At 67.7% G+C, this 25,777-nt stretch carries 21 protein-coding genes and 2 riboswitches; of the genes, 8 read left to right on the forward strand and 13 right to left on the reverse strand.

The features are described 5' to 3' along the window. The 5 genes from AC6CHY_RS09605 to AC6CHY_RS09625 form a co-directional block, all read right to left on the reverse strand. Entirely contained in the window at nucleotides 1–1,683 is a 1,683-nt protein-coding gene (locus tag AC6CHY_RS09605; protein ID WP_217388395.1) for a thiamine pyrophosphate-binding protein, read from the reverse strand. Continuing rightward, the gene (gene speB, locus AC6CHY_RS09610; protein ID WP_498226584.1) at nucleotides 1,680–2,669 is read right to left on the reverse strand and encodes an agmatinase; all 990 of its coding nucleotides are present in this window, start codon (nucleotides 2,667–2,669) and stop codon (nucleotides 1,680–1,682) included. Before speB ends, AC6CHY_RS09605 begins: the two co-directional genes overlap by 4 nt. Before the next feature lie 131 nt (nucleotides 2,670–2,800). Beyond that, a complete protein-coding gene (locus tag AC6CHY_RS09615) occupies nucleotides 2,801–3,106 on the reverse strand; it encodes a transcriptional regulator (RefSeq protein WP_498226585.1) in 306 nt (101 codons plus the stop codon). Then, a complete protein-coding gene (locus AC6CHY_RS09620) occupies nucleotides 3,090–3,554 on the reverse strand; it encodes a hypothetical protein (protein WP_217388392.1) in 465 nt (154 codons plus the stop codon). Before AC6CHY_RS09620 ends, AC6CHY_RS09615 begins: the two co-directional genes overlap by 17 nt. A gap of 51 nt (nucleotides 3,555–3,605) precedes the next feature. Further along, nucleotides 3,606–4,049, reverse strand: coding sequence for a hypothetical protein (locus AC6CHY_RS09625; protein ID WP_217388391.1), 444 nt, complete (start codon nucleotides 4,047–4,049; stop codon nucleotides 3,606–3,608). A 334-nt stretch (nucleotides 4,050–4,383) separates the two neighbouring features. On the opposite strand from AC6CHY_RS09625, the gene AC6CHY_RS09630 reads away from it, so the two are divergent. Then, nucleotides 4,384–6,195, forward strand: a complete 1,812-nt coding sequence (locus AC6CHY_RS09630) for an amino acid permease (protein WP_498226621.1) — start codon at nucleotides 4,384–4,386, stop codon at nucleotides 6,193–6,195. Here the strand turns inward: AC6CHY_RS09630 and AC6CHY_RS09635 are convergent. Beyond that, nucleotides 6,192–6,767 (reverse strand): cupin domain-containing protein, encoded by a 576-nt coding sequence (locus tag AC6CHY_RS09635; RefSeq protein ID WP_217388390.1) that lies wholly within the window; start codon nucleotides 6,765–6,767, stop codon nucleotides 6,192–6,194. The genes AC6CHY_RS09630 and AC6CHY_RS09635 overlap by 4 nt on opposite strands. 163 nt (nucleotides 6,768–6,930) lie before the next feature. Between AC6CHY_RS09635 and AC6CHY_RS09640 the strand changes: the two genes are divergently transcribed. From AC6CHY_RS09640 to AC6CHY_RS09660, 5 genes are all read left to right on the forward strand, one after another. After that, entirely contained in the window at nucleotides 6,931–8,457 is a 1,527-nt protein-coding gene (locus tag AC6CHY_RS09640) for a sodium:solute symporter family protein (protein WP_217388389.1), read from the forward strand. 130 nt (nucleotides 8,458–8,587) lie between these two features. Continuing rightward, nucleotides 8,588–9,166, forward strand: a complete 579-nt coding sequence (locus tag AC6CHY_RS09645) for a DinB family protein (protein WP_217388388.1) — start codon at nucleotides 8,588–8,590, stop codon at nucleotides 9,164–9,166. Between the two features lie 12 nt (nucleotides 9,167–9,178). Continuing rightward, nucleotides 9,179–9,288, forward strand: a riboswitch (SAM riboswitch). Nucleotides 9,289–9,307: 19 nt separating this feature from the next. Beyond that, a complete protein-coding gene (locus AC6CHY_RS09650; protein ID WP_498226586.1) occupies nucleotides 9,308–9,580 on the forward strand; it encodes a hypothetical protein in 273 nt (90 codons plus the stop codon). A 241-nt stretch (nucleotides 9,581–9,821) separates the two neighbouring features. Then, the gene (locus tag AC6CHY_RS09655; protein WP_217388386.1) at nucleotides 9,822–10,925 is read left to right on the forward strand and encodes a VIT1/CCC1 transporter family protein; all 1,104 of its coding nucleotides are present in this window, start codon (nucleotides 9,822–9,824) and stop codon (nucleotides 10,923–10,925) included. A gap of 198 nt (nucleotides 10,926–11,123) precedes the next feature. Continuing rightward, nucleotides 11,124–12,527: an HNH endonuclease gene (locus AC6CHY_RS09660; RefSeq protein ID WP_498226587.1), complete on the forward strand. Its 1,404-nt coding sequence runs from the start codon at nucleotides 11,124–11,126 to the stop codon at nucleotides 12,525–12,527. 102 nt (nucleotides 12,528–12,629) lie between these two features. On the opposite strand, the gene AC6CHY_RS09665 is transcribed toward AC6CHY_RS09660, so the two are convergent. Both AC6CHY_RS09665 and AC6CHY_RS09670 read right to left on the reverse strand, forming a co-directional pair. After that, complete coding sequence (locus tag AC6CHY_RS09665; RefSeq protein WP_217388384.1) at nucleotides 12,630–13,592, reverse strand: ROK family protein; 963 nt, start codon at nucleotides 13,590–13,592, stop codon at nucleotides 12,630–12,632. Then, the gene (locus tag AC6CHY_RS09670; protein WP_217388383.1) at nucleotides 13,589–14,794 is read right to left on the reverse strand and encodes an LOG family protein; all 1,206 of its coding nucleotides are present in this window, start codon (nucleotides 14,792–14,794) and stop codon (nucleotides 13,589–13,591) included. The genes AC6CHY_RS09665 and AC6CHY_RS09670 overlap by 4 nt, the downstream gene beginning before the upstream one ends. 104 nt (nucleotides 14,795–14,898) lie before the next feature. Here AC6CHY_RS09670 and AC6CHY_RS09675 point away from each other — a divergent pair, with 104 nt between their 5' ends. Then, a complete protein-coding gene (locus AC6CHY_RS09675) occupies nucleotides 14,899–18,231 on the forward strand; it encodes an SNF2-related protein (RefSeq protein WP_498226588.1) in 3,333 nt (1,110 codons plus the stop codon). Nucleotides 18,232–18,309: 78 nt separating this feature from the next. Here AC6CHY_RS09675 and AC6CHY_RS09680 read toward each other — a convergent pair whose 3' ends face one another. The 5 genes from AC6CHY_RS09680 to AC6CHY_RS09700 all read right to left on the reverse strand — a co-directional run bounded on the left by AC6CHY_RS09680 (nucleotide 18,310) and on the right by AC6CHY_RS09700 (nucleotide 25,104). Then, complete coding sequence (locus tag AC6CHY_RS09680; RefSeq protein WP_498226589.1) at nucleotides 18,310–19,353, reverse strand: zinc-binding dehydrogenase; 1,044 nt, start codon at nucleotides 19,351–19,353, stop codon at nucleotides 18,310–18,312. Nucleotides 19,354–19,387: 34 nt separating this feature from the next. After that, nucleotides 19,388–20,794, reverse strand: coding sequence for an Nramp family divalent metal transporter (locus AC6CHY_RS09685; protein ID WP_217388380.1), 1,407 nt, complete (start codon nucleotides 20,792–20,794; stop codon nucleotides 19,388–19,390). 194 nt (nucleotides 20,795–20,988) lie between these two features. Then, entirely contained in the window at nucleotides 20,989–23,094 is a 2,106-nt protein-coding gene (locus AC6CHY_RS09690) for a bifunctional polysaccharide deacetylase/glycosyltransferase family 2 protein (protein WP_498226622.1), read from the reverse strand. Nucleotides 23,095–23,147: 53 nt separating this feature from the next. Next, nucleotides 23,148–23,738 (reverse strand): hypothetical protein, encoded by a 591-nt coding sequence (locus tag AC6CHY_RS09695; RefSeq protein ID WP_217388379.1) that lies wholly within the window; start codon nucleotides 23,736–23,738, stop codon nucleotides 23,148–23,150. Nucleotides 23,739–24,048: 310 nt separating this feature from the next. Continuing rightward, nucleotides 24,049–25,104, reverse strand: coding sequence for a zinc-dependent alcohol dehydrogenase family protein (locus AC6CHY_RS09700; RefSeq protein WP_217388378.1), 1,056 nt, complete (start codon nucleotides 25,102–25,104; stop codon nucleotides 24,049–24,051). Nucleotides 25,105–25,335: 231 nt separating this feature from the next. Continuing rightward, nucleotides 25,336–25,465: riboswitch (SAM riboswitch) on the forward strand. Nucleotides 25,466–25,487: 22 nt separating this feature from the next. Here AC6CHY_RS09700 and AC6CHY_RS09705 point away from each other — a divergent pair. Next, nucleotides 25,488–25,772, forward strand: coding sequence for a hypothetical protein (locus AC6CHY_RS09705; protein ID WP_217388377.1), 285 nt, complete (start codon nucleotides 25,488–25,490; stop codon nucleotides 25,770–25,772). The last annotated feature ends 5 nt before the right edge of the window (nucleotides 25,773–25,777 follow it).

Below are 25,777 nucleotides of genomic sequence, written 5' to 3' on the forward strand. Positions count from 1 at the left end.
CTACAGGTGCGTTGGCGCGAACATCTTCAGCAGCGTTTGCACCACCACCACGTTGGGGCCGTCGGCGGCGAAGGATTCCTCGAGCGCCTCGCGCACGTTTTCGGGCTCCACCAGGCGGGCCGGGATCCCGAAGGATTCGGCCAACGCCACGAAGTCCGGGCGGGCCAGCTCGGTGGCGGTGGCCTTCCCGAAGGCCCCTTCCATGTATTCGCGCAGGATCCCGTAGCCTCCGTCGTCGACGATCAGCCAGGTGACGGGGGCCTGGTGCTGCTTGGCGGTGGCCAGCTCGGCAATCGAGTACATGGCCGAGCCGTCGCCGGAGACCGCCAGCACGCGCGCCTGCGCCGGGGTCTTGCCCGCGACCTGCAGTCCCAGCGCCCCGCCGATGGCCGAGGGGAAGCCGAAGCCCAGACCGCCGGCGCCCTGCGCGGAGTGGAATTCCCCGCTCTTGGCATCCCAGCAGCTCCAGCCCCAGTAGGCGGAAATCGTCATGTCCCAGAACGTTTGCATGTCATCGGGAACCGCGGCGCGGATGTCGGCCATGAAGGTGCGTTCCTTGGCCAGGTCCTGCGCGTCGAGCCGTGCGTAGACCTTGGCCAGGGTGTCGGCAACCACCTTTTCGGGTCCCTGCCCGTGCCAGTCGGCCCCGGTTCCGCCCTCGAGTCTGCCCAGCGCCTCGCCCAGGTATTCGAGCGCGGCCTTGGCGTCGGCCCGGATGCCCAGGGCGGGACGGTTGGATTCGAGCACGCGCGGCTCGGCGTCGATCTGGATCAGGTGCCCGCGCGGTTCCAGGGTGAAGTAGTTGCTGGTGACCTCGCCCAGGGCGGAGCCCACCACGATCAGCACGTCGGCGTCCTCCAGGACCTCGGTGACGTGCCGGTCCTCGACCCAGGACTGCAGGGACAGCGGGTGGTTCCAGGGGAAGGCGCCGTTGCCGCCGGGCGAGCAGACCACGGGGGCGCCCAGGGACTCGGCCACCGCCAGCAGCGCGTCCTTGGCACCTGCGCGGCGCACGCCGCCGCCGGCCACGATGACCGGGCGGGCCGCCTTGGCGAGCCAGCGGACCGCTTCGTCGATGAGTTCCACGCGCGGCGGGTGCTCGTAGGCTTCGGCCAGCGCGTCGATGACCGGCGGCACCAGCACCGGGGCCAGCAAGACGTCCTGCGGGACCTCGACCCAGACCGGGCCCTGCGGCACGGTGATCGCGTCGGCCCAGGCGTCCTGGATGGCAGAGGGGATGCCGGAGGCGTGGTGGACGGTGCGCTGGGACTTGGTGACGTTCGCCGCGGAGGCCTTCTGGTCATCGAGCTGGTGCAGCATGCCCTTGCGGCGGGCGCCGAGCCCGTCCAGCGGGATCTGGCTGGCCACCACGACCATCGGCACGGAAGTGGCGTAGGCCTCCTGCAACCCGGCAAGGGAGGTTAGCGCGCCGGGCCCGGTGGACAGGAAGAGCACCCCGACCTCGCCGGTGGCCCGGGCATAGCCGTCGGCGGCGAAGGCGGAGTTGTTTTCCACTCGGGAGGAGACGAAGTGCAGCCTCGAGCGTGAGAGTGCATCGAATAGGCCCAGCGCATGCTGTCCGGGGATGCCGAAAACCGTGTGGGCGCCGAGCGCCTCGAGGGTCTCGATGACCAGGTCCCCGCCGTTGCGCTCGGAGACCGTGCCCTGCTCCTGCTGGCTCATGCGTTCCCTGCCTTGTCGTTGGCGCGCTTGTCGGCAATCAGCGAAATCAGGTCGTAGGCGACGTGGGAGGCGGCAACGCCCGTCATCTCCGCGTGGTCGTAGGCGGGGGCGACCTCGACGATGTCGGCGCCGACGATGTTCATGCCGCGCAGTCCGCGGATGATCTCGAGCAGCTCGCGGCTGGTGATGCCGCCTGCCTCGGGGGTCCCGGTGCCCGGGGCGTGGGCCGGGTCCAGCACGTCGATGTCCACCGAGACGTAGAGCGGACGGTTGCCGATGCGGTCGCGCAGCTTGTGCACGATTTCGTTCACGCCCTGGTAGTAGACGTCCGAGCTGGTGACGATGCCGAAGCCGAAGCGCTTGTCGTCCTCGAGGTCCTTCTTGCCATAGAGCGGGCCGCGGGTGCCCACGTGGGAGATGGCCTCGGTGTCGAGGATGCCCTCTTCCACCGCGCGGCGGAAGGGGGTGCCGTGGGTGTACTCGGCACCGAAGTAGGTGTCCCAGGTGTCAAGGTGCGCATCGAAGTGCAGCATCGCCACTGGGTTTCCCGCGCGTTCGGCGGCGGCGCGCAGCAGCGGCAACGCGATGGTGTGGTCCCCGCCCAGGGTCACCAGGGTGGAGCCGTCGGCCGTGAGGTCCAGCGCGTTTTGCTGGATGGTCTCGATGGCCTCGTTGATGTTGAAGGGGTTCACGGCCATGTCGCCGGCGTCCACGACCTGGGTCAGGGCGAAGGGCGAGACATCCAGTGCCGGGTTGTACGGGCGCAGCAGCCGGGAGGATTCACGGATGTGCGTGGATCCGAAGCGCGCACCGGGGCGGTAGGAGACGCCCGCGTCGAAAGGCACACCCACCACCTTGATGTCGGCGTCCGGGACCTGGTCGATGCGCGGGAGCCGGGCGTAGGTGCCCAGCCCGGCAAAACGCGGAATCCTTGAGGCATCGATGGGCCCGATGTTTCCGTTTTCTTCAATGCGGATTTCTTCCACGTTCTTCTCCCTCAGGGTTTCCGGCAGCACCGAGCGCCGAACATGCCTTGTTGCTCAATATGAAACAACCGTTGCCCTGTATGCTATTTGTGGCGCGCGCAACAGTCAAGGCGCTGGCCTGGCTTGGGGAACTACGCGTCGGGCTCGAGCATGTTTCGCAGCGCTGCCACGTGTCCCACATAGGCCTTGCGCCCGGTAACGGTCAGAGCGACCCTGACATGGCTGCGCCCGCCCTTGGCGAATCTTTCGATGTCGACGTATCCCGCATCGGCCAGCTGCTTGAAGTGCTTGCTCAAGACCGAGTCGGCAATCGCGAGCGCACCGCGCAATTGCGCAAACTCGACCCACTGGACCGGGGCGAGGCTGGCGCAGATGCGCAAGCGCACCGGGGCATGGATCAAGTCATCGAACGAAGCGGGGCTAGACGGGACGTTCATTGGCGTCCTCGAGTCGGTTCCTGATGGCAGCGGAGCGCATGCGGGACAGGCAGAAGTAGAGCACCACAAACAGCAGGAGCCACTTGGCCCCGACTTCCCACCACGACAGCGCTTCCCAGAACCTGGCCACCTGCAGGCCCAGGCCCATCAGCAGGCAGTGACCCACGTACGTTCCGGAGTGGCTGAGAACGGTGCGTGGCTTTGGCCGTCCCCGCACCAGCAGGTAATACCAAATTCCCAGCGGGAGCAGAAGAGCGGCCACACCCAACGTAGCGCCCCAGGGGACAGCATGGATCAGGGCGAAGATCGCCGAAACAATCGCGGCCATCGCGGCAGCAAAGGATCGGGGGGCTTCAGTATTGTCCACCATGGCACCGGAGGCACCGCTGGCTTCGGCGAGCGCCGCGCGAGGATCGAAGTCGGCGGGCCAGCGCGCTTCGTCAGGCATCCCAGATTTCTCTTTCCGTTGTGGAAAGACTTGCCTTTCCACAACGGAAAGTCAAGCCCCGGGCGTCTCTTTGGGACTAGTGCGCCGCGAAAACCCGGAAAACAAGGCCCGGTCCGCCGCATACATGCAGACGGAGATGCCAAGGGACAAGGCCAAGGCCTTGGCGGCGATTTCCTGCGGATTCATGGGCAGTAGCATCACCTGGATGGGCCCCACCAGGAAAATCAGCAGCACCATCCACAGCACGTAGGACAACGACATCGGGGGCTCCAGGGCCTCGGGATGAAATTGCCGGCGCAGGATCGTGGCGACGCTGATCACGATAATGATCATGGCCAAGGCAATCGCCCCGGGAATCACAAATGCCCTTGAGGCCCGCAGCAATGTCAGCGTGACCCCCACTGCCGTACCCAGGATCAGTGCCAGCCACCATGGCGCCCAGAGCCGCTTGGGTCGCCAGGGAACCGAGGCGGGGTCTTCGGGCAGGGAACTCACAAGCAATGTCCTTAAGCAGGCGGGTGCAACCGAGGGAAGGACTTCCCTGCGTATGCCGCTACAAAATGGTTGCTTTTCACAGGCTGAATGTCAAAGCGGAAACTGTCGCGCACATCACCAAAACTATTTGTCACCAGCTATATCCAGACCGCTCGGTGTAGGCGTAGCGTTCCCATTCGTGAAGAAATTATCGGGCGTTTCCAGACCTGCGTCGCCCACACGGACCAAACCCCTCAACGCCCGCCTGTCGGGGTGGCTCCAGGACACCGACGCAGGCCAGGAACACGCCGAAACCCCCGGCACCAAGCCGACGGGACACCGCTGGTGGCAGGTCATGTGCCTCTCCGGCCTGGATTACTTTTCGACGCTGGGCTACCAGCCAGCCATTGCCGCGTTGGCGGCCGGCGCCCTGGCCCCGCTTGCAACGCTCTTGCTCGTCGCCGTCACTCTGGGCGCGGCGCTGCCGGTGTATCGCCGCGTGGCCAGCGAATCCCCGCACGGCCAGGGGTCGATCGCGATGCTCGAGCGCCTGCTGCCGCACTGGAAGGGCAAGGTCTTTGTCCTGGTGCTGCTGGGTTTCGCGGCCACGGACTTCATGATCACCATTACGCTGTCCTCGGCCGATGCCACGGCGCACATCATCGAAAACCCCTTCACCCCCGACGCGTTCCACGGGCAGCAAGTCATTATTACGCTGGTTCTCATCCTGTTGCTGGGGGCACTGTTCCTGCGCGGCTTCCACGAGGTCATCTGGCTGGCCGTTGGCCTGGTCGCCGTCTACCTGTTGCTCAACCTCGTCGTCATTGCCGTCGCAGTGGCGTCACTGGTGCGCGACCCCGCCCCCGTGGATCACTGGTGGCTGAACCTGACGGCCACGCATTCAAACCCCTGGATGATGGTTGCCATTGCCCTGCTCGTTTTCCCCAAGTTGGCCTTGGGCCTGTCCGGCTTTGAAACCGGCGTTGCAGTGATGCCCCAGATCCGGAAGGCACCCGGGGACACCGAGGCCAATCCGCGCGCACGCATCGCCGGGGCCAAGAAGCTCCTGCTTACCGCGGCACTGACCATGAGCGTGTTCCTGGTTTCCTCCTCGATCGTCACCACCCTGCTGATACCCGCCCCGGAATTCCAGCCCGGTGGAGAGGCAAATGGCCGCGCCCTGTCGTTCCTCGCCCACTCGATGCTCGGCGACGGCTTCGGCAGCGTCTATGACCTGTCCACCATCCTGATCCTGTGGTTTGCCGGCGCCTCGGCCCTGGCGGGGATGCTCAACCTCATCCCCCGCTACCTGCCCCGCTTTGGCATGGCCCCGGAGTGGGCACGTGCCATCCGCCCCCTGGTGCTGGTACTCATCGGCATTGCAGTGGTCATCACCCTCCTGTTCGAGGCAAGCGTGGACGCCCAGGGCGCCGCCTACGCCACCGGCGTGCTGGTGCTCATGGTCTCGGCAGCGGTGGCAGTCACCATTTCCGCCAAGCGCAAGGGCCAGCGGTGGCGGGCCATGGGCTTCGGGATCATTTCGGCCATCTTCATCTACACTACCGGCGCCAATGTCGTGGAGCGGCCCGACGGCATCCGGATAGCCGGGTTCTTCATCGCGGGGATCATCATCGTCTCCATGGTTTCGCGCTTCCGGCGCTCCACGGAACTGCGCGCCACCTCGGTGACCCTGGACGAGGAGGCCCTGAAGATCATCGAGACCTCCAGCCGGGATTCAATGGTGCGGATCATTTCCCACGAGCCGGTCCGCCTCTCGGCCGCCCGCTACCGGCACAAGCTGGCCCACGCCAAAATGGCCAGCCACCTGCCCGAGGATGCCCCGGTGGTCTTCATCGAGATCAGGGTCTCGGACTTCTCGGACTTCGCCCAGGACATCGTGGTTTCCGGGACCACCCGGCACGGCTACAAGATCCTGCAGGCGGAGGCCCCTTCGGTGCCCACCGCGATTGCCGCGATCTGCCTTGAAATCCGCGACCGGACCGGCGTGATGCCGCACATCTACTTCCGCTGGACCGAGGGCAACCCGGTGCACAACCTGTTGCGCTTCCTGTTCCTGGGCCAGGGCGAGATCGCCCCGTTGACGCGCGAGGTGCTGCGCGAGGCCGAACCGGCAATCGGCAAGCGGCCCTGGGTGCACGTGGGTTAACGCGACGCGGCGGGGACCAGCGTCCAGGTGACGATGGCTTCCTCGCCCGTCGGGTTCTTCCAGCTGTGCGGCTCGCGCCCCGGGAAGGTCACGGTGTCCCCCGCGTCGAGGTCAAACCGCTCGTTGGCGAAAATCAGCACGAAGCGCCCGGAGAGGACGTGGAGCACCTCGACCTCGCAATCCACCGAGTAAAGTTCCTTTTCGCCCTCGCCGTGCGGGGCGATGACGGCGCGAATCACCTGCAGGCGCCGCTCCGAACGCGCCGTCACCAGCCTCTCGACAATGCCTTCGCCGCCCAGTGAGATGCGCGGCGCCTCGGCAAGCCTGACGACGTGGGTGTCCGGCTGGGTGAAAAGCTCCCCTACCTCCAGGGACAGCACCTGGCACAGCGTCACCAGCGATGCCACCGAGGGGCTGGTCAAGTCGCGCTCCACCCGGGAGAGAAAACCCTTGGTCAATCCCGTGGATTCGGCGATCTGGTCGATGGTCAGGCGCTGGGCGTGACGCGCCGCCCGGATCCGCGAGCCAATGGCGAGGGCAGCACTGCTGGGCTCAACGGGCAGGGCTTTCATCGGCGCGGGTCTCCAGGGTGGGCTCGAAGGAAATAATGCGTTCATCCAGCTTAGGTGCAATTGACGTGTGCGACACCTCACATTAGCCTATAGAACAACAAAAGTTTACTATCAGGCATCCCAGAGGTGCGCACCCGGTTTCGTTCCCAGCAAAGGCTCACCCATGGAATTCATCAATGGCACGATCGTCGCCGCCTACTTGGCGGCCATGCTCATCTTCGGCTGGTGGGGAAAATCGCGCACCAAGAACAGCAGCGACTACCTCGTGGCAGGCAGGCGCCTCGGCCCGTTCCTGTACACGGGCACGATGGCGGCGGTCGTCCTGGGCGGGGCATCCACCGTGGGCGGCGTCGGCCTGGGCTACAAGTTCGGAATCTCCGGCATGTGGCTGGTCGTGGCAATCGGCGCCGGCGTCATCCTGCTCTCGCTGCTCTTTGCCCCGACCCTGCAGCGCCTGAAGATCTTCACCGTCTCGCAGATGCTCACCCTGCGCTACGGCAGCAAGTCGGCGACGAACACCTCCGGCATCGTCATGCTCGCCTACACGCTGATGCTCTGCGCCACCTCCACCAGCGCCTATGCGACGATCTTCGTGGTCCTCTTCGGCTGGGAACGCTGGATGGCCATCGCCATCGGCGGGGTCATCGTGGTCATCTACTCCACCATCGGCGGCATGTGGTCGATCACCCTGGCCGACCAGGTCCAGTTCGTCATCAAGACCGTGGGCATCTTCTTCCTGATGCTGCCCTTCGCGCTGAACGCCGCCGGGGGCATGTCCGGGATCCGCGAACGCGTCGGGGCCGAGTTCTTCAGCTTCACCGGCATCGGCGTGCAGACGATCATCACCTACTTCGTGGTCTACACCCTGGGCCTGCTCATCGGCCAGGACATCTGGCAGCGCGTCTTCACCGCCAAGACGCCGAAGGTGGCCCGCTGGGGCGGCACCACCGCCGGCATCTACTGCGTGCTCTACGGGGCCGCCGGCGCCATCATCGGCATGGCCGCCAAGGTCGCCCTGCCGGACATCATCGGCGCGGACACCAACAAGGACGTGGTCTACGCGGAGGTCGCCACGCAGCTGCTGCCCGTCGCCGTCGGCGGTCTGGTGCTGGCGGCCGCTGTCGCAGCCATGATGTCCACCGCCTCCGGCGCGCTGATTGCCGCTGCAACCGTAGCCCGCACCGACGTCACCCCGTTCGTGGCCAGCTGGTTCGGCAAGCAGCTGCACGTCAACACCAACGAGAACCCCGAGCACGACGTGCGCGCCAACCGCATCTGGGTGCTGCTGCTGGGAGTGGTCACAATCGTGCTGGCCATCATGGTTTCCGACGTGGTCGCGGCGCTGACCATCGCCTATGACATCCTGGTGGGCGGCCTGCTGGTGGCCATCATCGGCGGTCTGGTCTGGAAGCGCGGGAACGGGCTGGGGGCCGCCGCCTCGATGGCCGCCGGCTCCATCGTCACCCTGGGCACCATGATCGTCCTGGAAATCCAGGCCGAAGAGCGCTTCGATGGCATCTACGCCAACGAGCCGATCTACTTCGGGCTGATTGCCTCGGCGCTGACCTTCGTCGTCGTCTCCCTGCTCACGCGTCCCACCAACCCGGCGGTCATCACCCGCTGGAATGCGCGGGTCGCCGGCCAGGCGGACGCCGAGGGCGCGGACCTCACCGAGGTTGCCGGACGCTAGCACCGGACCCTGACCCCGGAAAATCCCGGTTGAGGGAGCCCGTCCCCGCGCACCATGCGCGGCGACGGGCTCCCCTTTTGCCACGGTTCCCCCTTCCCAGCCATGCCCCGGCGCTCCTAGGGTGGGTACCATGGACGATCTCAAGGACCACCTCTCCACGTACCTGAACCACACCCGCGAAGCCATGCTCTGGAAGGTCGAGGGACTCAGCGACAGGGAAATGACCCGCCCCATGGTCGGCTCCGGCACCAATATCCTGGGCCTCATCCAGCACCTGGCCTCGGTCGAGTACGGCTACTTCGTCGAATGCCTCGGATTCACGGTTGACGACGAACGCTACGACGCGCTGATGGCCGACCCCGAGGCCAGCGCCGACATGTGGGTTCCCGGCGACGTCCCGTGCTCCGAGATCCTCGCCTTCTACCGCCGGGCCATCGACGCGGCAAACCACAACATTGCCGCCTTGCCCCTGGATGCCCCGGCCACGATTCCCTGGTGGAAGCCGGAAAAGCGCGACACGACCCTCGGTCGCCTGCTGCTGCACATGAACGTGGAGACCGCACGCCACGCGGGGCATGCAGACATCCTGCGCGAGCTCATTGACGGCTCCACCGGAATGCGCCAAGAGAACACGAACATACCGCCCTACGATCCTGCGGGCTGGACCCAATTGCACGAAAACATCCTGCGGGCCTCCGAATCGCGGTAATGTAGTTCCCAGCTTCACGAGACGCGTCGGCAAGCTCCGACTAAGACGCGCACCAACCCCAGGTTCATGGGTGGTTCGGATGAAGAAGCGGCCGTGGCCACAAGGCGCGGCAAGAGCTGACGAAAGGTCTTCGACCCCGCCATGGCACGTTCCATTCCCGTGTTGCCCCTGCTCGATGTCCACCGCTCGGTCGTTGAACTGCGCCTCGCGGGTTGCTGGCACAGCTACCACGTTGCCGACGCCCCCGCGCTGGCCGCGGCGCTGGCCAACGCCGCCGGTTCCACGCGCTGGGACCCTGCCGCCGGCCAGCTGTCGGTGCGGATCCCCCGGGCAGGCAACCCCGCTGGCCAGGCCCTGGTTTTTAGTCTCAGCGAATTCTCCCTTGCCCTTCCGGACGCTACACTCGTGGGTTGAAGGGGAGTAGTTCCCAAACCCGCCCACCCGGCGGGAAAGCGGTGCGTCGACATACTGGTTACAACGCGGTAACCCGGCAAACCACCTGCGGCAACGGGCATTCCCGTCCGGCCCCAGGCGAACGAGACCTTCGGTCCACACATTGGTGGCCCGAGGCTCAACGCACCCAAAAAGCATTCATGCCGGGCCTCCCCATCACACGGTCCCGCGGGGCCGTGAACGCCCACATGAGGATGAGAGCATGACGCAAACAGCGCCAACCCCCACTCCCGCCCAGATCAAACGCTGGCGCCAGTACCTGGCTGACGAAATCGCCGAGGGCGCGGTCTACCGCGAACTTGCCAACAAGCGCCAGGGCGAGGAACGCGCGGTCCTGCTGGGACTTGCCGCCGCCGAAACCCGCCACGAGGAACACTGGCGCTCGCTGCTGGGCGAGCACGCCGGGAAGCGGACCCGGCCCTCGATCCGGCGCACCATGCTCCGTTTCCTGGCCCGCCACTTCGGCTCGGTCTTCGTCCTGGCCCTGGCCCAGCGCGCCGAGGGAAACTCCCCCTACGCCGCGGACACCGACGCCAGCCGCCAAATGGCCGCCGACGAGCTCGTCCACGAAGAGGTCGTCCGCGGCCTGGCCACCCGCGGCCGCAACCGGCTCTCGGGCAACTTCCGTGCCGCCGTCTTCGGCGCGAACGACGGTCTGGTGTCCAACCTGGCCCTGGTCATGGGCATCGGAGCGACCGGCGTCGCCACCTCCATGGTGCTCTTCTCCGGCATCGCCGGCCTACTCGCGGGCGCCCTGTCGATGGCCGCCGGCGAATACGTCTCGGTCCGGTCGCAGCGCGAACTGCTCTCGGCGTCGAAGCCCACCCAGGTGACCCTTTCCGCCGCCCCGGACCTGGACCTGGATGCCAACGAACTGGTGCTGGTCTACAAGGCCCGCGGCATGAGCGACGAGGATGCGGCGCACCGTGCGGCCGAGCGCATGGGCATCTACTCCTGCGACTGCAACGCCTCGCTCTCCCTGCATCCCGAGCTCGAGCAGGAATCCGCCAAGGTCGAGCACGAGGAAATCGGCTCCGCCATGGGTGCCGCCTCCGCATCGTTCTGCTTCTTTGCCTCCGGTGCGGTGATCCCGATCCTGCCGTTCATCTTCGGCATGGGCGGCACGCCGGCGATCCTGCTCTCCGCCGCATTGGTCGGCCTGGCCCTGCTGGCAACCGGCGGCATCGTGGGCCTGCTTTCAGGCGCGTCCCCGGCCAAGCGCGGCCTGCGCCAGCTGGCCATCGGCCTGGGCGCCGCGGCGGTCACCTACGCCCTCGGCCTGCTCTTCGGCGGCTCCGTGGCCTGACGGTCCCACGACGGACTCAACGCCGGGTGCCGCCATTTCCCTGGATCCGGGATTCGGCGGCACCCTTTTGGCTTCCGGCGCCCGCGCGGGATGTTGTTTGCAGGTAAGGTCAGGCGCCCCTCGCAAGCAGTAGAACATATTTTCTATTTTTAAAGAAACTATGTTCCAATTGTCGGTGACCCGTTCTATAATGGAAGCATGGCAACGACGTCATCGAGCGGCATCCCTTCCGCCGGCACCTCTGGTGCCGGAAAGGACCTGGGCTACGATGCACTGCTGGCCGACGGGGCGGACATGGACGCACTGGTTGCCGAGCATCTTGCCCGCACCGGCACAGACGGAATCCTGTCCCTGGCCGCCGCGGTGAACGACGCCCCGGTGCTGACGGGTGTCCATGAGGCGGTGTCCGCCGTCGGCGCACTGGAAACCTTGAAATGCGCCGCCACGGCGAAACAGGCCGACCACAGCGTCGCCTACCAGGACTCCCTGATCGCCCATCGACAGTGCACAGGCGTCAGGGAGAAGAACCCGGCCTGGGGATCCAGCGGGGACGTCGCCCTGGCGATGCACCTGTCCCCGCACAGCGGGTCCAAACGCACCAGCGACTTCCGGATCCTCGCCGAAGACCTGCCACTCTCCCATCAGGGGCTGCGCCAGGGCATCATGACCTGGGACCAGGCACGCGTGGTTGTCAGCGGCACCCGGAACCTCAAGATCGAAAACCGGAGAATGATCGATGAGCTGTTGTGGGAGGACACCCACACGTGCTTCCAGTCCGGGACCGCGGCCCTGCGTGAAATGGTCAATTACTGGGCTCTCGTCCTCGAACCGGAAACTGCCGAGCAAGAGGAAGCGGACGCCACCGAAAAGCGATACGCCAGCGGCTACCGGGTGAATGAAAACACCGTGAGGATCATTGGCGAGTTCCCCCTGGACCAAGGCGTTCCGATCCTGCAGGTCCTCAGCCGCGAAACCGGTCGTCCCCGAAAGCCCGGGGACGACCGCACCAACGCGCAGGTCGCGGCAGACACCGTCTTCGAGGCGATTACCGACACCAAGGCCACCGGTTCCCGGCCGGTGGAGCTGCTGCTGATGATGGACGCAGAGAGCCTCACCGGCGACGGCGACGAACCGGCGCTGATCCCGGGCCACGGATACATCAGCGCCACCAAGGCCAGGTCACTGGTGGCTGGCGATCCGGAGCACCCCCTGGACACCTGGTGCCGGCGCTTCTACGCCGCCCCGGACACCGGCAAGCTGGTCGCCATGGACTCGGCGGCCCGCAACTTCGCCGGAAATCTCAAGCGCTTCATCACCTTCCGCGACCAACGCTGTCGCACCCCGCACTGCAACGGCCGCATCCAGGAACTCGACCACGTCGTGCAGGTGCACCGCAACGGCAAGACCACCGAGCTCAATGCCGCTGGTCGCTGTCGTACGTGCAACCAAACCAAGGAAGCACCCGGCTGGGACGAGGAACCATTGCCCGGACGGGGCCGCCATTCCTTCAGGATCACCACCCCCAGCGGCCACAGCTACACTTCCACGGCTCCGCCACCGCGGCCAACGACCGGCATGGGCCGGCCACTTCAGCGAAAATAGCCGCCCTCCGCAACGCGCGGAAAACCCACGCCCCACGCCACCGGGGATGCACCCACGCATCCCCGGAACGGCCCTGCGCCCATGGACGCGCGAGGCCACGAATCAGCCGGCGAGCGCCCCGCGGGCCAGGTCCGCGGCACCCACCAACCCTGCATCCGGCCCAAGCTCTGCGCGGGCCACCTGGGCAAAGGGCCGGTAGCCCCGCCCACTGAGGTTTTCGCGATACGTCGCCTCGGCCGTTTCCACCAGCAACGGAACCGCGGCACCCAGCCCGCCGCCGATGACGAAGATGCCCGGATCCAGCACCGCGGCCAGGTTGGCCATCCCCCGGCCCAGCCATTGGCCGGCTTCGATGAGCAACTCGCGGCAGGCCGGATCCCCGGCGGCGGCAAGGGTGGTGACAAGTTCACCAGTCACCAGGCGGGGGTCGTTCCCTGCCGCCTCGCGAAGTGCATGGGCCACCGGCGAGTGCACTGCCATGAGGCTCCTTCCCTCGCGTGCCAGCGCATTGCCCGACGCGTACTGTTCCCAGCATCCGCGGTTGCCGCAGGCGCAGCGCTGTCCGCCGGGCACGATGATCTGGTGGCCGAATTCGGCCGCGACCCCGAACCTTCCGCGCTGCAGTTTCCCGTCGATCACAATCGACCCGCCGATCCCAGTGCCGAGGGTCAGGCAGACCACATGCTGTTGTCCGCGGGCGGCACCAAAACGGTACTCGGCCCAGCCGGCGGCATCCGCGTCGTTGCTCAGCAGCACGGGCCTGCCGGTGGCTGCCTCGAGCTTCGCATGCAGCGGCTCGTTGCGCCACGCCAGGTGCGGGGAGAAAAGCACGGTGCGCCCGGCCGGGTCCAGCCAGCCGGCCGCCCCCACGCCCACCGCGGCCTCCGGATAGCCCGCGCCGAGTTCGGCGACCAGGGCGGCCACGGTGTCCAGGACCTCGTCCGGCTCGTGCCCGACGGTGGCATGCCTGGTGCGCCGGGATACCCTCCCGTGGCCGTCAACCAGTCCGGCGGCAATCTTGGTGCCGCCGATGTCGATGCCGATGGCAGGTTCCGCGGCACTCATGCAAGCCCCCGCACGCCGGAGATCGAGCCGTCGTTCAGCTCCACCAGGATGCGCACCGCCTCGGCCGCATCGTCGACCAGGAAGATCTTCTCCTCCATCGCCCGGCCCGCGGCCAACTCGGCAAGCAGCGGGTAGGCGGGCAGCGTCTTGGTCCAGTGTTCGACGCCGACCAGCACCATCGGGCTGATGCTGCCTGCGGCACCGTAGTAGTTTTCGCAGGCATCCTGGAAAATTTCCTGCACCGTCCCGGCGGCCCCGGGCAGGAACACCACTCCGCCCGAACACTTTTCCAGCAGCACGGATTCGCGGGTGGCGTTGGCAAAGAACTTGGCAATGTGGGTGGCGAACATGTTCGGCGGCTCGTGCCCGTAGAACCAGGTGGGGATCCCCAGGTTCGGCAGGCCCGCGGGCCAGCGTTCGCGCACGCGTGCGGCGGCGCGCGCCCAGTTGGTCACCGACGGGGCGAAGCCGGGCTCCGTCTCCAGAATTTTCAGCGCCTCGACCAGGTTTTGGGTGCTGCCCGCGCCCAGGTAGGCACCCAGGTTCGCGGCCTCCATGGCCCCGGGCCCGCCCCCGGTGGCCACGATGAATCCCGCGCCGGAGAGGGCATGGCCAAGCCGCGCGGCCCGCTCGTAGCCAGCGCTGCCGCGTTGCTGGGCGTGCCCGCCCATGACACCGACCAACGGGGCGTGGGCCAGCGCGCCGTCGCGGATCTGCGAGTCCAGCCGGGAGCCGATGGCGTGGTCGTGAAGCGTGGAGGACAACGCGGCATTCAGCGCGTCGTGGGCCCCGGCCCCGTAGCGGTGCGAGAGCCAGGCATAGATCCGCGCGTCGGGCACCGATTCGTAGGGCCCGGCATCCAGACCCGCATAGAGCTCGGCCCCGGTGTACAGCTCCCCGCGATACGGGTCGAAGGGCAGCCCGGGGATCTCGGGGAAGACCAGCGCCCCGCCCCCGCGCAGGCGGCGCTCGGTCTTGCCCTCCATCTCGCACCCCATGAACACCGAGCCGGCCGACCGCAGCTTTTCCAGCACCGCGCCGCGTGCGCGCAGGTCAACCGACTGCACGTGCCAGCCGTGCATGGAGGCGGCCAGGCGCCTGTCGGTGAGGGCAAGCGCATTGGCTGCATGCCTGTCGAAATCGGCCAGCGACGCAATCTCAATGACGCGCGGGAGCGGGTGCAGGGCCGGAGTGCTGTTCATGACACCCTAGACTAGGCGACTTTCGGGTCCCTGGCGCGCAAACTTGTTGCACTTCAACCCATCCGGGTTCGTGCTGGGGGTGCAGAACGTGAAACGATGGCAGGATGACCGAATCTGCTTTTCCCATGGTCGATGCGCGTGAAATCCTGCGTGTCGTCGGCGGTGTCTCCTTCACCCGCGGCAAGGTGCTGGCCACCGACGCCGCGCTGAGCGAGTTCCTGTGGGATCCGGATCACCAGATCCTCTCCGGGACGGTGTCCGAGGACGGGGAGCCCGCATGCGCCGTGCACATCACGCTGGCGGTGAAAAAGGGCGAGCGCGTCATCGACGACGCCACCTGCCCCTGCGGCGAGGCACCCAAGTGCCGGCACGTGGCGGCGGTGCTGATCTACTCCAACTCGATGCACCTGCGCGCCAAGGACGTGGTGTACCGCAACACCGCCGTCGCGGTCCCCGCCTGGCAGCAGTCCCTGCAGCAGCTGCTCGCCCCGGCCCCGGCGGCGGCCAAGTCCCTGGGCGGACCCAACTCCAAGCACCCGGTGCTGCAGATGGGCCTGCAGTTCGAGCTGCAGGACACCACGCTTTCGGCCCACCAGCAGTGGGCACCGGGCTCCGGTGTGGGGCAGCTCAAGGCCGCCTCCCGGCGCTGGCGCCTGGGCGTGCGCCCGGTGGTGCGTTCCGCCGACGACCGCTGGGCGCGGTCGAACCTGCGCTGGAACACCATCAGCTTCAAGACCTTCGGGTTGAACCTGGACGTTGAACAGCACCGCTGGTTCTGCCAGTTCGTGCCGCTCTACCGCGCCAAGGGGGAACTCTACTTCGGCGAGGACAACGACTGGCTCTACCTCGACGAGTATTCCTCCGCCCTGCTCTGGGAACTGCTGGCCGAGGCCAAGTCCCTGGGCGTGGCGCTGGTCGGCACCCGGACCTACACCAGGATCCTGCTGGCCTCCCCCGCGCAGGTGGCCCTGGGCACGCGGGCCACCGAGGACGGCCTGGCCCTGGCGCCCTCGGTGTCCCTGGGCGGACACGGCTTCATCCTCGATGCCCACAGCGCCGCCGGGTCCATCGGCAACCACGGCGTCTACGTGGCCAACGAGGACCACACGGAGATCTTCCTGGGCCAGGTCCCCGGCGGGCTGGGCCACAGCGAGCTTGCCATGCTCGAACATCCCGAGACCCTGAACGTGCCGGAGGCGGAAACCGAGGAGTTCTTCTCCCGCGTCTTCCCGCGCCTGGCCCGCAAGCTGCGGGTCACCAGCCCTGATGCCTCCGTTGCGCTGCCCGCGGTGCTGCCGCCCAAGCTGGTGGCCAAGATCCGCTACGGCTCGCGGGAAACCGTCGACGTGGACTGGGTCTTCGACTACAACGGCATGGTCGTCGATGCGGCGGACCGCGACACCCTCGTGGAAACCGCCCTGGAATCGGAGGTGCTGCAGATCCTGAACCGGCACCCCGCCTTCGAGTCCTCGGTGCTCGGGCCCCGGCACTTCCAGGGCCTGGAGGTCATCGACTTCGTGCGCCGGGTGCTGCCCGAACTTGCCGCGGTCAAGGACCTGGTGCTCCAGGAGAGCGGGATCCGCCCGGAGTTCCACGAGCTCACCGAGGCGCCCGAGCTGGTCATCACCACCGTGGAATCGGACCGCCGCGACTGGTTCGACCTGGGCCTGCTGATTTCCATCGGGGACCGCCAGATCCCCTTCGCCGACATCCTGCGCGCCCTGATCCAGGGGCAGACCAAGCTGTTGATGCCGGACCGCAGCTACTTCTCCCTCACCGACCCGCTCTTTGACAAGCTGCGCGCCCTGGTCTCCGAGGCCGGCGGCCTGCGGGACATGAAGGACAAGGAAGCGGACATCTCGCTGACCCCCTACCAGTTCTCCATGTGGGAGGAACTCGAGGACCTGGCCAGCCGCATCGAGGGCCCGGACGCGTGGGTGGGCGCCCTGAACTCGCTGGTGAACCTGAAGACCACGGCGGTCGCCGACCTGCCCCCGACACTGAATGCGACCCTGCGCCCCTACCAGGTGGAGGGCTTCGGCTGGCTTGCCACGCTCTGGCGCAACGGGCTGGGCGGGGTGCTGGCCGATGACATGGGCCTGGGCAAGACCCTGCAGACCCTGGCGCTGATCCTGCACGCGCACCAGGTGTGGGCGAACCCCGCGGCGTTCGAGGGCATCAGCCCCCAGGCCGGCAAGCGGGCACCCTTCCTGGTGGTCGCCCCGACCTCGGTGGTCTCCAACTGGAAGGACGAGGCGGCGCGCTTCGCCCCGTCCCTGCGGGTCGTGGCGGTCACCGACACCGAGTCGCGCGCCGCTGCCTCGCTGGCGCAGCTGGCCAGGGACTACGACGTCGTGGTCACCTCCTACACGCTGCTGCGCCTTGACGACGACGCCTATGCGGACATCGCCTGGGCCGGGCTGATCCTGGACGAGGCCCAGTTCGTGAAGAACAAGGCCACCAAGGCGCACCACGTGGCCCGGGACATGCCCGCCCGCTTCAAGCTGGCGATCACCGGCACGCCGATGGAAAACAACCTCATGGAACTCTGGTCGATCTTCGCCATCGTCTCCCCCGGGCTCTTCCCCTCGGCCGTGCGCTTCGCGGAGAACTACCAGCGGCCCATCGAACGCCAGGGGCTCGACGAGCCGCTGGTGCGCCTGCGCCGGCGGATCCGCCCGTTCATGCTGCGGCGGACCAAGGACGCGGTGGTCACCGACCTGCCGCCGAAGCAGGAGCAGGTCCTGCACGTGGAGCTGGGCGAGGAGCACCGCCGGGTCTATGACACGCACCTGCAGCGCGAGCGCCAGAAGGTGCTGCGCCTGGTCGATGACATGGACAAGAACCGGTTCACGATCTTCCAGTCGCTGACCCTGCTGCGCATGCTCTCGCTGGATGCCTCGCTGGTGGACCCTGAGTACGCGCACGTGCCCAGCGCCAAGCTGGATGTGCTCTTCGAGCAGCTCGAGGACGTGCTGGCCGAGGGCCACCGCGCGCTGATCTTCTCCCAGTTCACCTCCTTCCTGAAGAAGGCCGCGGACCGGCTGGATGCAGCGGGGGTGCCCTACGCCTACCTGGACGGCTCCACGCGCAAGCGCGCCGAGGTCATCGACTCCTTCAAGTCGGGCCAGGCGCCGGTGTTCCTGATCTCGCTGAAGGCCGGCGGCTTCGGGCTGAACCTCACCGAGGCCGACTACTGCTTCCTGCTGGACCCGTGGTGGAACCCCGCCGCGGAGTCCCAGGCGGTGGACCGCGCCCACCGCATCGGGCAGACCCGCAACGTGATGGTCTACCGGATGGTCGCCAAGAACACCATCGAGGAGAAGGTGGTGGCCCTGCAGGATTCCAAGCGCCAGCTGATCTCCTCGGTCATGGACGAGGGCGCGGGCTTCGGCAAGGTGCTCAACGCGGACGACATCCGCGCGCTGCTGCGCTAGGAACCTGCGTGAAGAAAGCAGTGGCCGCCCCCTCGAAAAGGGGGCGGCCACTGCCTTGGGGGCATCGGTCCGGAGGGATCAGCCCAGGAAAATCATGACCTTCGAGGAGCCCGAGGAGCGGTCCGCCGCCAGCTCGAACCCGGCCACCGCCTGCGCCAGTACCACCTCGTGGGTCATCAGCGGCGACAGGTCGATGCCTCCGGCCATGAGATCCAGGGCCGCCGAGATCTCCTCGACGAAGCGGTAGGAGCCGCGGTAGTCGATCTCGCGGGTCACGATGTTGCCCAGGGCCGCGGGCATTTCCCCGGCGGGCAGGTTCCCGACCTGCACCATGACCCCGCCGCGGCGCACCGCGGCGATCACCGGGCCCAGGGCGCGCGGGGCGCCGGAGGCCTCGATGGCAACATCGACGTCGGTGGGCAGCACGCCCCCCTCGGCCGGGTTCACGCACACATCCGCGCCCATCCGCCCGGCGATGTCCAGGGCGGCGGCGGAGAGGTCGGCGGCGATGACGCGTGCGGCGCCGGCGGCCTTGGCCGCGGCAACGGCAAGCGCGCCGATCGGCCCGGCGCCGTTGACCAGCACGGTCTTCCCCGCCACGTCCCCGGCCCGGGAGACAGCGTGCAGCGCCACGGCGAAGGGTTCGGCCAGCGCCGCCGCCTTGAGCGAGACCCCGTCCGGGACCACGCGCAACTGGTCCGGGCGCACCGCGCGGAAGCGGCTGAAGCCGCCCTGCTCGTGGGGCTCGAATGCCGCGGAGCCGAAGTAGCGGACCTCGGGCCACAGGTTGGTGCGGTCCGCGGTTTCCGCGGGCACCTGGTGCTCGCCGACCAGCGTCGCGGGGTGGATCGTCACCGGGGTGCCGACCCGGATCCCGCGTGCCGCCAGCGACGCGGCGGCCCCGGCGCCGATCTGCGCCACGGTGCCGGAGACCTCGTGGCCCAGCACCAGGGGCGCGGAGAGCACCGCGGTGCCCGAGGCCCCCGTCTTCCAGTAGGCGATGTCCGAACCGCAGATCCCGCCCCACTCCATGGCCACCAGGACCGCGCTGTCGCCGCAGACGGGGTCCGCGATCTCCTCGACCCTCAGGTCGTCCTTGCCGTGCACCACAACTGCCTGCATGCGAGGGTACTCCTTTACTGCGCCGGGTGGCGCCCTAGAACGTGTTGACCAGACCCATGACGCCGACGAAGAAGACGGCCGCGGCCGAGAGGATCAGCATTGCCGTGAAGGCCTTGCCGTCCTTGACCCGCGGGTCGGTCTGCTTGTGCGAGAGGTAGATGGTTGCCGCGGCGACGCCCATCAGGAAGATGGCGTTGAGGATTCCGGCGAAGATCACCAGCGCCAGCGGCGAGGAGACGACGGTGCCGAACAGGCCCCAGACGATGGGCAGCACGATCATGATCACGCGCATCCAGCGGTCGCGCTGCTTGCGGTTGTTCCAGTCGAAGGCGCCGAAGACCGCGAGGGTGTTGCCGACCTGGCGGCCCAGCGAGGGGACGTTGGCGATGATGGTCTTGAACAGCGCGATGCCGGCGCCGACGAGGAACACCACGGCTCCCCATTGGCCCACGTTCGTGGAGAAGATGGAGGAGATCGTGGTCATGACCTCGTCCCCCTTGGGCTCCAGGCCCTGCGGGTGCAGCACCGCGGCGCCGAGCATGTACAGGGCGGCGGTGGACACGGTGTAGACGACCCAGGAGACCCAGGCGTCGAGCTTCATCACGGAGATCCAGCCGCGGGCGCGCTTGACCCAGGCCTCGGAGCCGTCGTTCGGGCCGGTCCAGGACGCGTAGCCCTTTTCCACGCACCAGTAGGTGTACGCGGTGATTTCCCCGGCGCCCACGCCGGTGAGGCCGAACATGGACAGGGCCACACCCATGGAGCCCAGGGCGATCTGGAAGCGCATGCCGTCGGCCAGGTCCCCGGCGTTCCAGCTGAATTCGGTGCCCTGGATGGCGAAGACCATCACCACGGCGAAGATCGTCACCAGGAAGACCAACACCGTGGAGATGCCCTCGACCACGACGTACTTGTTGCCCAGGTGGATCGCGATGGCGATGACCACCAGGATGGCCACCCAGATCCCGATCGACATGAACGAGTACGGGTCGGGCCCGAAGGGCATCAGCGAGGAGAAGGCGAAGGCCGAGGCGGTGATGACGCCGGCCTGGCTGGTCAGGAACTGCACGAACATCAGCAGGATGAGCCAGGCCATCCAGCCGCGCTTGCCGATCCGCGGCGGGACCTCGTCGTAGCCGGTCACCGCGACCTTGCCGGTGGAGATGGACCAGCGGCCCAGTTCGACCTGCACCCACACCTTGATGAAGGTGGAGGCCAGCACCAGCCACAGCAGCATGAAGCCGGCCTTGGCGCCGAGGGTCGTGGCCGTGAGCAGCTCGCCGGATCCGACGACGGCGGCAGAGGTGATCATGCCCGGGCCCAGGAACTTGAACCTGTCCCGCCAACGGGTGGGCGGATCCTGGATCGAGGAGGGATCCAGCGCGTACGGATCCTTGGTCTCGTCGCCCAGATGGTGCGACGCGGGGGTGCTGACAGACATACCGCTCCTTTGAGGTGTGCAACCGGCCCAACGGCCGAAATCCTTGGCTCCCCGCCGAGTCTTGCCCCGGAAGGTCATTGACCTCGTGTAACGATCGCCAAAAGAACCAATAAGTATGATATTTGCCACGCGCCTCGTAAACAAATATACGGCCACTGCCCGCCGTTAGGTTACGGGCGGGGTAGAGCGTTGCCCTAGGACCGTTCCTGGGTCGCCGCCGGGACGCGCAGGCTGCCGTACCGTTCCATCCGGTGCCAGCGCAGGCGAACGCCCGCCAGCGCGGTGACCACCGACTGGATCACCACCAGGTACATGAGCTGCCGGTAGACGAACTGCTGGAGCGGGAGCGTCCACAGGGCGCGCATCGGCTCGCGGTCGAGCCTGAACGCGTAGGCAGCCATGATGAATTGGATCAGCAGGAAGATCCCCCAGACCACGGCGATACGGACGGGATCCAGGAAGACCAGTCCGTAGATCGCGAAGACGTCGACGATGGGCGCGAACAGGGGCAGCAGCACCTGGAAGACAAAGAGATAGCCGATCCCCCTGCGCCCGAGCTTGCCCGCCGGCCCCGACTGGGCAATGGCGCCGCGGTGCTTCCACATGGCCTGCAGCGTTCCGTAGCACCAGCGGTAGCGCTGCTTCCACAGGGCACCGAGGGTGGCCGGGGCCTCGGTCCAGGCCAGGGCGTCGTCCTCGTACACAACCCGCCAGCCGTCGCGGCACAGGGCCATGGTCAGGTCGGTGTCCTCGGCCAGGGTGTCGTGGCTGACCCCGCCCACCCGGGCCAGGGCCTCGCGGCGGAAAGCGCCGATCGCGCCGGGAACCGTGGGCATGCATTCGGCGACGTCGAACAGGCGGCGGTCAAGGTTGAACCCGACGACATATTCGATGTGCTGCCAGGCGCCGAGGATGCCTCCGCGGTTGGCGATCTTGGTGTTGCCCGAGATCGCGCCAACCCGCGGATCGGCGAAGCGCTGGATAAGGACGTGGACGGTGTCGAGCTCGAAGACGGTGTCGCCGTCGACCATCACCACCAGTTCGTGGTGGGCCGCGGCGATGCCGGCGTTCAGTGCCGAGGGCTTCCCGCCGTTCTCCTTGCGGATGACCTGGACGTTCGGCAATTCCAGCGCCTCGACGATGTCGGCGGTGCCGTCCGTGGATCCGTCATCGACCACGATGACCTGGACCGGATGGGTCGACGCGGCGATCGACCTCACGGCCGCCTCGATCCCGGCCGATTCGTTGTATGCGGGGACGATCACGCTGACCGGTTCGGTCACCTCGACGCGAAGCGGCGGTTCGAACCAGCCGCGATTGCGCTCGGCCTCGCGGCTTTTGCGCACGGCGCGGCTGTGCCTTGCGGCGACGACCATCACCAGCACGGCCCGCAGGAGCGTCACGATCCCGGCGGCCACGAGACCCCACGAGATTGCAGCGACCACGGCGTCGGTGAGCCGAATCCCCCAGACGAAGGCCTTGCCCAGGATCGCATCGCCGACCGACGCTTTCCGCGTGCTGTCAATGCCGATGGAGTCACCGACCGAGGTGAAGCTGATGCCGGATTTTTCCTGGCGCTCCAGTGCGGCGGACAGGGCGTCGACGGTTTGGGACCGGTTTCCGCCACCGTCGTGCATCAGGACCACCTGCCCCTGCACCCCAGGCTGCAGCAAGAGGCCAGTGATCACCTCCGCGCCAGGGCGACGCCAGTCGCCGCTGTTGACGGTATTCAGGACCGTGAGGAATCCCTGGTCCGCGGCGGCGTCCATGGCCGACCACTGGCCGTCGGTGGTGGTTGCGTTGGTGGACGTGTGCGGCGGTCGCAGCAAGGACGGCGAGTTCCCCGTGATCCCCGCCACGACCTTTTGGGCACCCCTGGTCTCGAGCTGGAGCCGCCACGAGGGCGCAGCGGACAGGTCGGTGTGCGTGAGTGTCTGGATGCCGATCTCATGGCCCTCGGCGGCCATGCGCCGGACAATCTCGGGGTGCTTGATCGCCGAGGATCCGGTAACGAAGAAGGTGGCGTGGACCCCGTGTTCACGCAGGACATCCAGGATCCGTGGCGTCCATACCGGGTCCGGCCCATCGTCGAACGTCAAGGCCACGGTGTGGTCGGACGGGGTCGCCGTGCGGACGCCGTCGCCACGGGGGTCCACAACCGGGCCACCCTCGGCAACGGCCCCGGGGACGCCTCCGGTGGCACGACTCACTTGCCCCCGGGGCTCGTCGATGCCGGAGAGGTGGTTCATGTACCCCTGGACCGCCATTGACAGTCCCAGCGTCAGCACGACGGTCACCATCAGAATCCAGTGCGCCCCGATGCCACCGGTGCGGGCGGACCTGCGTCCAGGGCTCACGGGCGGGACGGCCGGGTCGGCTTGCCCGGTCCGGTCTCGCCACGGCCCGGAGCGGTTGCACTTTTGCCCGGGGCCGTTTCGCCGGTGGCGGGGGCCGCCGATTCGCTGGGGCTCGGGGTGGCGTTCGCGGAATCGGTGCTCGGCGCGGCCTGCGTGGCGGCAGTGGGGCTGGGATCCGCGGTGCTTGCCGTGGTCTCGGCCGCCGCGGTGCCCTTGGTCGCGGCGGTGCTCCCGGACGCAGTCGTGGCCTCGGCTGCGGTAGTGGTCTCGGCACTGCCTGTCGCCATCGCCGCTGCCGCCTCTTGACGCGTCGGTGTCGGCGACGGGGTCGGGCGCGGACTTGTCGTTGGCTCCGAAACCGTCGAATCCGCCCCGGACTTGGCCGACTTGGGCAGGTGCGGTGCCGCGTTCGTGGAACCGCCAAGGAACGAGAACAAGAGCAACAGCACATACAGGAACATCAGCCCGATGACCACGACGCCGACCTTTTTGGCCCGCTGCAGGCGCCTACCCGACGGGTCGACGAATACGGGTTCATTGGTGGCGCTGGACGATCCTAGGACATGATTTTCAGTAAAAGCTGGCATCGATGCCCAACGCTAGTACATCGCCGCAAATGTCACAAAATGATCACGATGACAAGACTCGCATTCGTGAGACTTGCAACAACGGCGTTGCAGCCATAGCCCGGAAGTCGCTGCGAAGCCGTTCGACGACTGCCCGCCAGTTGCCTTCGTCTCGACGTCGCCCCAGGAGAAAATGTCAACGGATCGGCCGCGCCGCTTCACAACGAGCATAGCGCAAGGGCCGGACCCGGCGCAGGGGCACCTACGACGCCGGAATGCCCGGCTGCAGTTCAGCCCCCGGGGCGTCGCGCCACCGCCGGCAAGAACGCCGCTAGGGCACGAGCATGACCTTGATCGCGCGCCGCTCGTCCATCGCCGCATAGGCCTCCGGCGCCTGCTCCAGCCCCATGACGGCATCGAAGACCAGTCCCGGGTTGATGCTGCCGGCCAACACGTCGGCAAGCAGTTCGGGCAGGTACGCCCGGGTGCTGGCCGCGCCTCCGGCCACCGAGATGTTCTTCGCGAAGAGCACGGAGATCGGCAGCGGGTCATCGCCGTGCGGGACGCCCACAAAGCCCAGCGACCCGCCGGGTCGGGTGCAGCGCAATGCCTGGTCCATGGACTCGGCGGTGCCCACGCATTCGAGCACCGAGTCCGCCAGCACTCCCCCGAGCAGTTCGCGCACCTTGGCTGCGGCATCGGCCCCGCGCTCGGCGACCACATCGGTGGCCCCGAAGTCCCGGGCCAGGGCCGCACGGTCGGCGTGCCGGGACATGGCGATGATGCGCGTGGCGCCCAGCCGCTTGGCGGCGAGCACCCCGCACAATCCCACTGCCCCGTCGCCGACCACGACCACACTCCGGCCGGGCGCAACCCGCGCACCCAGCGCGGCGTGGTGCCCGGTGCCCATGACGTCCGAGAGTGCCAGCAGCGACTTGGACAGGGCTTCGTCGGGCTCGGCCACCCCGGGGACAGCGACGAGCGTGCCGTCGGCGTTGGGGACCCGCACCGCCTCGCCCTGCCCGCCGTCGACGGGCAGGCCGTTCTCGTCGGCCCCGCCCCAGTGCGCCCGGTGTTCGCAGGCGACCTGCACGCCGTCGCGGCACGGCGGGCAGGTGCCGCAGCTGTTGGCCCACGGGGCCACCACGAAGTCGCCCACAGCCAGGGTCGAGACCCTCGGGCCAACCGCCTCGATGCGGCCGATGAATTCGTGCCCGATGCGCCGGGGCCTGGGCGTGGGGCTGACGCCGCGGTACGGCCAGAGGTCGGAGCCGCAGACGCAGGCGGCGCTGACGCGCACGATGGCGTCGGTGTCGGCACGCAAGGTCGGCTCGGGGCAGTCCTCGACGCGGATGTCCCGCGGTCCGTGGATCAGGGTGGCGCGCATGTGTTCCTCCGCAGGGTGTGGGGGCTGGCGGGTGTCGCTTCCAGCCTATGCCAGCGGGCTCTTGGCCCGCGGCGGCGGCATCCACTGCATCACCCGGCAGGAACCGGTGACGGCGGTGCTGCGGGCCCGCCTCGGGAGGGCGGGGTCACTGGCCGTCGCAGATGACGGTTTGTTGCTCCCCGCAGCCCCGCGGTGGCCAACCGTCCCCGCCCCGCCGTAGGCTGGAGACAGCTTCACGAGATCTGGTTGCACTGCGCAAAGCTCCGACTGACCAGGCACCAACCCCATAGTTGCACGGCGGGTGGTTCGGATGACGAAGCGGCCTTGGCGCGCATCCCGCACGCAGGGGCAAGGACAACGATCTTCAAGGACGTGTGCACATCATGTACAGCCCCACCCTGGACTCATCCCCCACCAGGAATCCGCTGCCGCGCTTCACCGGCGACTGGATCACTGCCTGGCTTGACCTCGACCCCGAGACCGACCTGCTGCACGTGGGGGCCGGTCCCGACGAGTGGGTGCTTGAGGCACTCGCCCCGCACAAGCTCTCGGCGGCACTGGCGGGCCGCGGCCCCGTCGAGGTCCAGTTCAACCCCGAGCTGCTGGTGGCACTGCTCCCCGGTGCGCACGAGCTTGTCGGAAGCTCGTTCTTCCGCCTGCGCGCCTGATGCCC

Source organism: Paeniglutamicibacter sp. GQ140 (assembly GCF_059759235.1).

Coding starts and splice junctions, on each gene's coding strand:
- AC6CHY_RS09605 (WP_217388395.1), bottom strand. CDS start 1,683: ATGAGCCAGCAGGAGCAGGGCACGGTCTCCGAGCGCAACGGCGGGGAC.
- AC6CHY_RS09615 (WP_498226585.1), bottom strand. CDS start 3,106: ATGAACGTCCCGTCTAGCCCCGCTTCGTTCGATGACTTGATCCATGCC.
- AC6CHY_RS09620 (WP_217388392.1), bottom strand. CDS start 3,554: ATGCCTGACGAAGCGCGCTGGCCCGCCGACTTCGATCCTCGCGCGGCG.
- AC6CHY_RS09630 (WP_498226621.1), top strand. CDS start 4,384: ATGTGCCTCTCCGGCCTGGATTACTTTTCGACGCTGGGCTACCAGCCA.
- AC6CHY_RS09635 (WP_217388390.1), bottom strand. CDS start 6,767: ATGAAAGCCCTGCCCGTTGAGCCCAGCAGTGCTGCCCTCGCCATTGGC.
- AC6CHY_RS09640 (WP_217388389.1), top strand. CDS start 6,931: ATGGAATTCATCAATGGCACGATCGTCGCCGCCTACTTGGCGGCCATG.
- AC6CHY_RS09645 (WP_217388388.1), top strand. CDS start 8,588: ATGGACGATCTCAAGGACCACCTCTCCACGTACCTGAACCACACCCGC.
- AC6CHY_RS09650 (WP_498226586.1), top strand. CDS start 9,308: ATGGCACGTTCCATTCCCGTGTTGCCCCTGCTCGATGTCCACCGCTCG.
- AC6CHY_RS09655 (WP_217388386.1), top strand. CDS start 9,822: ATGACGCAAACAGCGCCAACCCCCACTCCCGCCCAGATCAAACGCTGG.
- AC6CHY_RS09660 (WP_498226587.1), top strand. CDS start 11,124: ATGGCAACGACGTCATCGAGCGGCATCCCTTCCGCCGGCACCTCTGGT.
- AC6CHY_RS09665 (WP_217388384.1), bottom strand. CDS start 13,592: ATGAGTGCCGCGGAACCTGCCATCGGCATCGACATCGGCGGCACCAAG.
- AC6CHY_RS09670 (WP_217388383.1), bottom strand. CDS start 14,794: ATGAACAGCACTCCGGCCCTGCACCCGCTCCCGCGCGTCATTGAGATT.
- AC6CHY_RS09675 (WP_498226588.1), top strand. CDS start 14,899: ATGACCGAATCTGCTTTTCCCATGGTCGATGCGCGTGAAATCCTGCGT.
- AC6CHY_RS09680 (WP_498226589.1), bottom strand. CDS start 19,353: ATGCAGGCAGTTGTGGTGCACGGCAAGGACGACCTGAGGGTCGAGGAG.
- AC6CHY_RS09685 (WP_217388380.1), bottom strand. CDS start 20,794: ATGTCTGTCAGCACCCCCGCGTCGCACCATCTGGGCGACGAGACCAAG.
- AC6CHY_RS09690 (WP_498226622.1), bottom strand. CDS start 23,094: ATGGTGACCGTCGTGCTGACGCTGGGACTGTCAATGGCGGTCCAGGGG.
- AC6CHY_RS09695 (WP_217388379.1), bottom strand. CDS start 23,738: ATGCCAGCTTTTACTGAAAATCATGTCCTAGGATCGTCCAGCGCCACC.
- AC6CHY_RS09700 (WP_217388378.1), bottom strand. CDS start 25,104: ATGCGCGCCACCCTGATCCACGGACCGCGGGACATCCGCGTCGAGGAC.
- AC6CHY_RS09705 (WP_217388377.1), top strand. CDS start 25,488: ATGTACAGCCCCACCCTGGACTCATCCCCCACCAGGAATCCGCTGCCG.